Here is an 8,149-nt window from a genome sequence, read left to right as displayed (position 1 = left end):
CAGCCGGGCGGCGTGATCCGGCGGGCCGACGTGGAGGCCGCCGAGGCCACCCCGGCCGCCCGGCTGGCCGCCGTCCCGGACCAGCCGGCCCCGGCCGCGCACGTCGGGCTCGCCCCGGCCGGCGACCAGGACCTGGTCATCCCGTTGACCGGCATCCGCAAGGTCATCGCCGACAAGCTCTCCCGCAGCCGGCGGGAGATCCCCGAGGTGACCATCTGGGTCGACGTGGACGCCACCGCGCTGCTGGCGACCCGCGCCGCGATCAACGCGGCCACCCCGGACGCGCCGGTCAGCATCCTGGCCCTGCTGGCCCGGATCTGCCTCAGCGGGCTGCGGAGGTATCCGCAGCTCAACGCCCACGTCGACACCGAGGGGCAGCGGATCGTCCAGTCCGCCGGGGTGCACCTGGGCATCGCCGCGCAGACCGACCGGGGCCTGCTGGTCCCGGTGCTGCGCGACGCCCAGCGGCTGACCACCCGGGAGCTGGCCGCCGAGCTGGCCGCCACCACCGCCGCCGCCCGCGCCGGCACGCTGCCCCCGGCGCGGCTCACCGGCGGCACCTTCACCCTGAACAACTACGGGGTGTTCGGTGTGGACGGTTCCACCCCGATCATCAACCACCCGGAGGCGGCGCTGCTCGGCGTCGGCCGGATCGTGGACAAGCCCTGGGTGGTCGACGGGCAGCTCGCGGTCCGCAAGGTCACCCAGCTCAGCCTCACCTTCGACCACCGGGTCTGCGACGGCGGGGTGGCCGGCGGCTTCCTGCGGCACGTCGCGGACTGCGTCGAGCAGCCCGCGCTGCTGGTCGCGAACGTCTGACGGCGCGCGGAGCCGGTTGCCCGTCCGGGCGGCCGGCTCCGACCCGTACGGGCCGCCGTGCGGGTCGGTTCCCCGGCGGTGACCGGTGTCGCCGGCGTTGGCCGGACCGCCCCCGGAAGGCGGCGTAGTCCACCGCCGTCCCGTCTGTCGCATCTGCTCCCCGTGCCCGTCCCGCGGTGTTAACCGGTCGGGAGGCCGGGAATCCGAGGCCGTCGTCGCCCGGAGTCCGAGAGGAGCAGGCGTGTCGTACCAGCAACTGCCGCCCACCGTGCGGAACCGCCGCCCGGCCGTCGCGGGCGCGCCGCTGTGGTGCGACGCCCGCGAGTACGGCCTGACCGGCGACGGGGTGACCAACGACCAGCCGGCGCTGGCCGCGCTGGTGGACCGGCTCGGCGACGGCTACGTCGCCGACGGACGGGCGCGGGTGATCTACTGCCCGCCGGGGATCTACTCCGTCCGCGACGCCGGGACCGTCTGGCGCAGCGGGGTGTCGCTGATCGGCGCCGGCCCGGCCGCGACCCGGTTCGTGCTGAGCAACGAGGGCAACCGGGCCGACCCGACGCCGCTGGCCTTCTGGACCACCGTGCAGCACGGCGCGAGCCGGGACCGGCACATCGCCGACTGCACCTTCGCCGACTTCGAGATCGACGGCTCGGGGGTGGCGATGGCCGAGTACAACTACCTGGCCAAGGGACTGGGCCTGCAGTACATGGTGCGGGCAATGTTCCGCAACCTCTACATCCACCACACCGCCGCAACAGGGCTGGGCTGCGACTTCCTCCAGGACAGCAGCATCGACGGCGTGGTGGTGGTCGGCTGCGGCCGGCTGGACAACGGGGAGGAGATGGGCGGTGCCGGCATCGGCGTCGGCATCGGCGGCTGGGGGACGGTGGAGCGGCTCACCATCGCCAACTGCACCGCCCTGGGCAACGGCACCAACGGCATCTTCCTCGAGTTGCAGAAGCCCTACTGGCCGCCGCCGCGCGGCTACCGGATCATCGGCTGCCACAGCCAGGGCAACCGGTTCGGCATCTCCGACTGGGGAGCCGACGGCCTGATCGTCACGGCCTGCACGATGACCGGAAACCTGGAGGCCGGGTACGACGTCTCGGCCAACGGCACCGCCGGGGTGGCCGGCCGGGGCGGGCTGCTGACCGACTGCGTGATCGACGGCAACCTGGCCGACGGCATCAGCATGGGCAACACGCCCGGGCCGTACACCGTGCGGGGCAACCGGATCACCGGCAACGGGCGGCACGGCTTCCACGAGCACAACCTCGGGCGCGGCTACCAGGACCCGGCGCTGGACGTGGTGGTCGAGAGCAACGAGTTCTGGGGCAACGGCCTGGACGCGATCCGGGTCGACCGCCCGATGACGGACACCGTTCTGCTCAACAACCGCATCCGCAACAACGGCCGACAGTGCGCCGGGGCGTCCACGGGCGGCGGCGAGACGGTCCGCTACGGCGACCAGAACCTGGTCGACCGGTCGGCGGACTGGCCGCACGACGGCCACCGGGGCAAGGTGCTCCGGGTCGGCAAGCGCACCGCCGTGGTGGCCGCGAACACCGGCACCGAACTCTCCCTCGCCCCGGTACGCCCCGACGCCTGCACCGCGTGGAGCGGCGACACCCCGGTGCCCGGCACCTCGTACGAGTTGTCGGCCGCGCCGGAGACCCGGGCCGGCATCGCGATCAACGCGGCGTTCGACTCGGCGACCATCCGGGGGAACCGGGTCTGGGACAACCACGACGTGCGGACGCAGACCCACGGGCTGTGGGTCACGGACCGGGGCAGTTGGGTGGACTGCCGGGTGGAGGACAACGACTTCGCCGGCAACGGCGTGGCCGCCACCCGCCTGGACACCCCGCCGCTGGGCGGGCGGTGGGACCGCAACCACGGCGACGAGGACTGGGACTGACCGGCCCGGTCCGGTACGTCCGGTGCGCTGCCCGCCCAGGATTGCCGATCCCGGACGTCGTGGCCCGGCCGCCGCCTGCCGGGCACACCCGGCATCAAATGGCCGTCCCGTCGCCCACCATTTCCTCCAAAAGCGCGACCCGGCCGGAGAAACGCCGTACAGAATGGGGCCAACGGGGACTGGGAAATGGGGTGTGGAATATGGACGTGAGACGGCGATTGAGGCTGTTCGCAGTAACCATCGCAGTCACGCCATTGGTGATCGGCGGCTGCACCGCCGGTCAGCGGGAGGCTGCGAAGCCGGGGCACGGGAAGGCGGCCGCGCCGTCGGTGACCGTGATACCGGCGGACCGGACCAAGGATGTGCCGATCAGCGCAGAGGTGGGCGCGAAGGTCGCGCACGGGAAGGTCACCGCGGTCCGGCTCACTGACGACAAGGGTGTGCAGGTGCCGGCCGAGCCGCGGGAGGACGGGTCGGGCTGGGTGCCCACCCGGCCATTGCAGAACTCCCGGACGTATACGGCGGAGGTCACCGCGACCGGCGGTTCCGGACGTACCACCACGCAGAAGACGACGTTCACCACGATGGCGAAATCGACCAAGCCGGCCGTCACCACCGAGCTCTATTTCACCAGTAATCAGACGTACGGGACGGCGATGCCGGTGGTCGTCGCATTCGATCCGCCAATTCCGAAAGAGGCCAGAGCGGACGTACAGCGCCGGTTGTTCGTGAAGACCGACCCGCCGCAGCCGGGCGCCTGGTCGTGGGAGTCCGACGGCAAGCAGGTCGAGTACCGGGCGCCCGACCACTGGAAGTCCGGCACGAAGATCAGCGTACGGAGCGCGCTGCAGGGGCTGCCGATCGGCAAGGACGCCATCGGCGACGCCGACCACAGCGCGACCTCCAAGATCGGCCGGCAGGTCTCGCTCGACATCGACAACGCCACCAAGCAGATGTCCGTCTACCAGGACGGCAAGCTGCTCCGCAAGGTCCCGGTGAGCATGGGCAAGTCGAGCACGCCCACCTCCAGCGGCAAGATGGTGATCATGGAGAAGTTCGACCGGACCACCTTCGACACCCGGGGTTCGGCCGATCCTTACGTGGTCGACGTCGATGACGCCCAGCGGCTCACCTGGGGTGGCGAGTTCATCCACTCCGCCCCGTGGTCGGAGGGGGAGCAGGGCTTCACCAACACCTCACACGGCTGCACTAACGTCTCCGCGGCGGCCGCGGACTGGCTGATGGGCGTCACCCACGTCGGCGACCTGGTGACCATCAAGGGCACCGAGGTGAAGCTGGACCAAGGCAACGGGTTCACGGCCTGGAACGTCAGCTGGGACGAGTTCATCAAGGGCAGCGCGCTGCCCGTACCGGCCGGGCTGAAGCCCACCCACGTCGCCACGCCGCACCCGGGCGCGGTGGCCGGCGGTTCGGCGCCCGCACCGGCCCCCTCGGCCAGCGGCGGCTGACCCACCGGGGAGGAACGACCCGGGCCGGCCCGCCACCCTCGGACGGTGGCGGGCCGGCCGCCCGTCACGGCCGCTCAGCCGAGGCGCACCCGGGCCACGGCCGTCGCGGTCAGGCTGCCCAGCCAGAGCACGTCCCCGTGCTGCCGCACGCCGGTGATCATCGAGTACGCGCCGGTCGGGCCGTGCAGCGTCCGGAGCACCCGCCCCTCGCCGTCGACCAGCGCGACCAGGCCGTAGCGGCGGGGCTGCGGCTGCACCGCCCCCGGCAGCAGCGCCACCAGCTGTCGTACCCGGGGATGCGGCAGCAGCCGCTCCATGATCGGCAGGCGGGGGCTGGGCAGGGCGATCCAGTACGTCCCGTCGCCCACCGCGGCGACGTTGTCCGGGTATGCGGGCAGGTCGGTCAGCACGGTGGCCCGGCCGTCCGGCAGGTCGATCCGGAGCAGCCGGTGGGTGGCCGTCTCCACCAGCATCAGCGCCGACTCGTCCGGGGTGAGGGCGACCCCGTTGGGGAAGTAGAGCCCGCTCGTCACCACCTCGGTGCGCCCGGTCCGCCGGTCGTACGCCAGCACCCGGCCGTTGGGCCGGTGCTCCAGCAGGTCCTTCTTCCAGTGCGACAGCGGGAACCGATCGGACGAGTCGGTGAAGTAGATGGTGCCGTCCCGGGCCACCGTGCCGTTGTCGGCGAGGTGCACCGGCGGCGCCGTGCCGGTCAGTTCGTGCACCACGCCGTCCGGGGTGACCCGCAGCAGCCCTCGATAGGCGTCGCAGACCACCAGGCCGCCGTCGACCGGGTCGAGCTCGATACCCAGCGGTCGGCCGCCGGTCTCGGCGAGCAGCCGGGGCGGGGTGCCCGGCGGCGCGTCCGCCGGCCACCACCACAACCGGCCGTCCTCGTCCCCGCTGATCATCCGGCCGTCCGGGTCGATCAGCACGTCCTCCGGCCCGTGCGCACCGTCCGGCAGCGGCAGCAGGTCGGCGTGGTCGAGCCGGAGGTCGGTGGGGGCCCACGGCCCCTCCAGCGGCGGAGGCACGGTGGCCGGCTCGCGGACGGGCCGGATGAGTCGGGGCGGGCGCTGACGGGGAACGGCCATCCGCTCATTGTCACCCGCCGATGCGCCCGGGGCAGCCCTCGTTCGCCGGGGAACGGCGCGGCGACGGAGGTTTCCGGGCCGTCCGGGGAGAGGCGCACGGCATCGTGGGGGCACCTGACCGGGGACCCTGACGTCCCTCGGGGTCGGACCCGGGCCGTACCCGGATCCCGGTCCGGGCGGGCCGGAACTGTCGGTCCCGGCGGATAGGTTCGTCGGCATGGGGCAGCACAGCGACCGGTTCCACGTGGAGATCACCGTGGGCGACCAGGTGGTGGACGTCCGGGCGGTCGGCGAGATCGACATCGCGACCGTCGGGTCGTTCCGGGCCGCGCTGTGGGCGGCGCCGGCCCGTCCGCTGCTCCGGCTGGACCTGTCCGGCGTGCGGGTGCTCTCCGCGGCCGCGGTGCGCACGCTGATCGCGGCCCACCTGCGGGTCCGCGCGCGGGGCGGCGAGCTGGTGCTGGTCGACCCGGATCCGGTGGTGGCGCGGGTGCTGCGGGCCGCCGGCCTGCACCGGGTGCTGCCGGTGCGGCAGTCGGCGACCGTGGCGACGGCGGGGGTGACGGAGCTGGTGCCGGCCTGACCACGCCGGTCGGGCCGGGGCGATCCCGCCGGGCGGTTCCCGAGCCGGGCAGCGCGCAGGGGGCCGCCGGCGACACGCCGCCGGCCCCCTGCGACGGGCTCAGTGCCCGCTCAGCGGACGCCGAGCAGGTCGACCACGAAGACCAGGGTCTCGTTCGGCTTGATGACCCCGCCGGCGCCCCGGCTGCCGTAGCCCAGGTGCGGCGGGATGGTCAGCCGGCGGCGGCCGCCGACCTTCATGCCCACCACGCCCTGGTCCCAGCCGGCGATGACCTGACCGCCGCCGAGCGGGAACTCGAAGCTCTCACCCCGGTTCCACGACGCGTCGAACTCGCGGCCCGTCGAGTGGGCCACCCCGACGTAGTGCACGCTGGCCAGCTGACCCGGCTGTGCCTCCGGGCCCTCGCCGACGGTGATGTCCTCGATGACGAGATCGGCGGGCGGCGCGCCCTCGATCGGGCCTACCTCGGGCTTGTCCATGCGTAGGTCTCCTACCTCGGTGGTGGATCCGGTCCCCGTCGATCCTGCCCGATAGCGGCCCGCCGATACGCGTCAGTCCCCGCCGGACGACCGGGCGGGGACCGTGGGCGTACGCAATAGCGGGCGTCACGCCGGTGACGCCCGCCCTGTCGGTGGTGCCAGATCCGTCACTTCACTTCAGCCAGGGGAGCCGCTGGACGATGGGGAGCTTCGCCCAGGCCCGGCCGAGCCCGAGGGTGTTGCCGGCGCCGACCAGGGCCAGCCCGGCCAGCAGACCCGCGTAGATCAGGTGGTCGTCCATGACCGGGTTGTTCTCGGGGGGCAGCACGGCCGTCCACATCATGACCAGCAGGATCCCGCCGGCGACCGCGGCGACCCGGGTGCCGACGCCCAGCAGCAGGGCGACGCCGATGGCCGCGAGGCCCACCATGAACAGCCAGTCCGCCCAGGCCGCGCCCGCGATGTCCTGGTACAGACCCTGGAACGGGCCGGCGGCACCGAAGGTGAGGAAGCCCTTGGTGGGGCTGCCCCCGTTGATCCAGGCGTTCTTCGCGGCGGTCTCGTGGCCGAGGCCGAACATCTTGTCCAGGAAGGCCCACAGGAAGGTCCAGCCCAGCGCGATCCGGAGACCCGCGAAGACGTACCGGGTGGCCTTCTGGCCGATGGTCTCGACGTCACGGGTGGTCCCGGCCGCCGGAGCGATGGTGTTGGCGGTGATCCGCTCGACTGTCGCGGTCATGGTTTCCACGTCCCTTCCTGTGCCTCGCACCGCGCTTCCCGGTGGCACCTTCATTCCACCTCCGCCCCGTCGTCGCGGGCAGGGCCGACCGGGCCGCTCCTGCCCGGGACCTTGGTCCCCTCCCGGCCCGGTCCGGACGGCCTTCCCGGTCCGGGCCAGCCCGGTTCAGCCGGCCTGGGCGAGCTGGGCGGCGAGCAGCGCGGGCGCCTCGGCGAGGGACGGGCCGTACCAGGTCAGGTGCCGCCCGGAGACCAGCGCGCAGGGCACGCCGGGAAAGGATTCCGGTCCGTCGCCGGCGGTGAACCGGTACGGCTCGTCCGGCAGCACCACCAGCTCCGGCGGGTGCGCCCGCAGCTCGGCCAGGTCTGGGCGGGGATAGCGCTCGGCGTGGTCGGCGTACAGGTTCGCCACGCCGAGCCGGCGCAGCACGTCACCGGCGAACGTCCGGCTGCCGAGCACCACCCACGGCCGGCGCCACACCGGTACGACCGCCCGGCGGAGCGTTCCGGGCTCGGGCAGGGTGGCCCAGGCCCGGCGGGCCGCCACGAGCCAGTCCGGCTCGGTGGTCGCGCCGAGCGCGCCGGCCAGCTCGGCCAGCTCGGTCAGCGCCTCGGGCACGGTACGCGGAAACGTGACCCGTACCGGGACCCCGGCGCGACCAGGGCGTCGGCGTCGGCACGGCGGTTCTCCTCCTCGTTGAGCAGGACCAGGTCGGGCCGGAGCGCGAGCACCCGGTCCAGGTCCGGGTACTTGCTGCCACCGACCCGGGTGACGTCCAGGCCGGCCGGGTGGGTGCACCAGTCGGTGGCGCCGACCAGCACCTCGGGGCGGGTCAGCGCCACCGCCTCGGTCAGGGACGGCACCAGGGACACCACCCGCACCCGTCGCTCCTCTCCGCCGCAGATCGGACCCCGATCATGCCGCACGGCACGTGGACGCCCGCCACGGCTTCCGGCCTGGGAGGTGGTGGTCGGCGCCACCGACTGGTGCACCCACCCGGCCGGCCTGGACGTCACCCGGGTCGGTGGCAGCAAGTACCCCAACC

At 73.4% G+C, this 8,149-nt stretch carries 8 protein-coding genes and 1 pseudogene; 5 read left to right on the top strand and 4 right to left on the bottom strand.

What is annotated here, in order from left to right; all coding sequences use genetic code 11:
- The 3 genes from DKT69_RS30635 to DKT69_RS30625 all read left to right on the top strand — a co-directional run.
- Window positions 1-819 (top strand): dihydrolipoamide acetyltransferase family protein (locus DKT69_RS30635; RefSeq protein ID WP_146231257.1); only part of this gene is annotated, 819 nt, incomplete at its 5' end.
- A 241-nt stretch (window positions 820-1,060) separates the two neighbouring features.
- Window positions 1,061-2,740, top strand: coding sequence for a right-handed parallel beta-helix repeat-containing protein (locus DKT69_RS30630; protein ID WP_109804919.1), 1,680 nt, complete (start codon window positions 1,061-1,063; stop codon window positions 2,738-2,740).
- Window positions 2,741-2,940: 200 nt separating this feature from the next.
- On the top strand, window positions 2,941-4,209 hold the full coding sequence (locus DKT69_RS30625) for a L,D-transpeptidase (protein WP_109804918.1): 1,269 nt from the start codon (window positions 2,941-2,943) through the stop codon (window positions 4,207-4,209).
- Between the two features lie 74 nt (window positions 4,210-4,283).
- On the opposite strand, the gene DKT69_RS30620 is transcribed toward DKT69_RS30625, so the two are convergent.
- Window positions 4,284-5,303 (bottom strand): SMP-30/gluconolactonase/LRE family protein, encoded by a 1,020-nt coding sequence (locus tag DKT69_RS30620; protein ID WP_109804917.1) that lies wholly within the window; start codon window positions 5,301-5,303, stop codon window positions 4,284-4,286.
- Between the two features lie 217 nt (window positions 5,304-5,520).
- Here DKT69_RS30620 and DKT69_RS30615 point away from each other — a divergent pair, with 217 nt between their 5' ends.
- Window positions 5,521-5,886, top strand: coding sequence for an STAS domain-containing protein (locus DKT69_RS30615; RefSeq protein WP_109804916.1), 366 nt, complete (start codon window positions 5,521-5,523; stop codon window positions 5,884-5,886).
- A gap of 110 nt (window positions 5,887-5,996) precedes the next feature.
- On the opposite strand, the gene DKT69_RS30610 is transcribed toward DKT69_RS30615, so the two are convergent.
- The 3 genes and pseudogenes from DKT69_RS30610 to DKT69_RS30600 all read right to left on the bottom strand — a co-directional run bounded on the left by DKT69_RS30610 (window position 5,997) and on the right by DKT69_RS30600 (window position 7,985).
- Window positions 5,997-6,365, bottom strand: coding sequence for an FKBP-type peptidyl-prolyl cis-trans isomerase (locus DKT69_RS30610; protein WP_089013951.1), 369 nt, complete (start codon window positions 6,363-6,365; stop codon window positions 5,997-5,999).
- Between the two features lie 172 nt (window positions 6,366-6,537).
- Window positions 6,538-7,113, bottom strand: coding sequence for a hypothetical protein (locus DKT69_RS30605; protein WP_375373558.1), 576 nt, complete (start codon window positions 7,111-7,113; stop codon window positions 6,538-6,540).
- Between the two features lie 156 nt (window positions 7,114-7,269).
- Window positions 7,270-7,985: pseudogene (locus DKT69_RS30600) on the bottom strand (helical backbone metal receptor).
- 82 nt (window positions 7,986-8,067) lie between these two features.
- On the opposite strand from DKT69_RS30600, the gene DKT69_RS40265 reads away from it, so the two are divergent.
- A partial coding sequence (locus tag DKT69_RS40265) for a helical backbone metal receptor (RefSeq protein WP_236648458.1) occupies window positions 8,068-8,149 on the top strand: 82 nt, incomplete at its 3' end.

This window comes from Micromonospora sicca (genome assembly GCF_003172935.1).
In the GTDB taxonomy this organism is placed as follows: domain Bacteria; phylum Actinomycetota; class Actinomycetes; order Mycobacteriales; family Micromonosporaceae; genus Micromonospora; species Micromonospora sicca.
The sequence above is the reverse complement of the archived record's forward strand: the minus strand, read 5'-3'. Positions and strand labels throughout refer to the sequence as shown.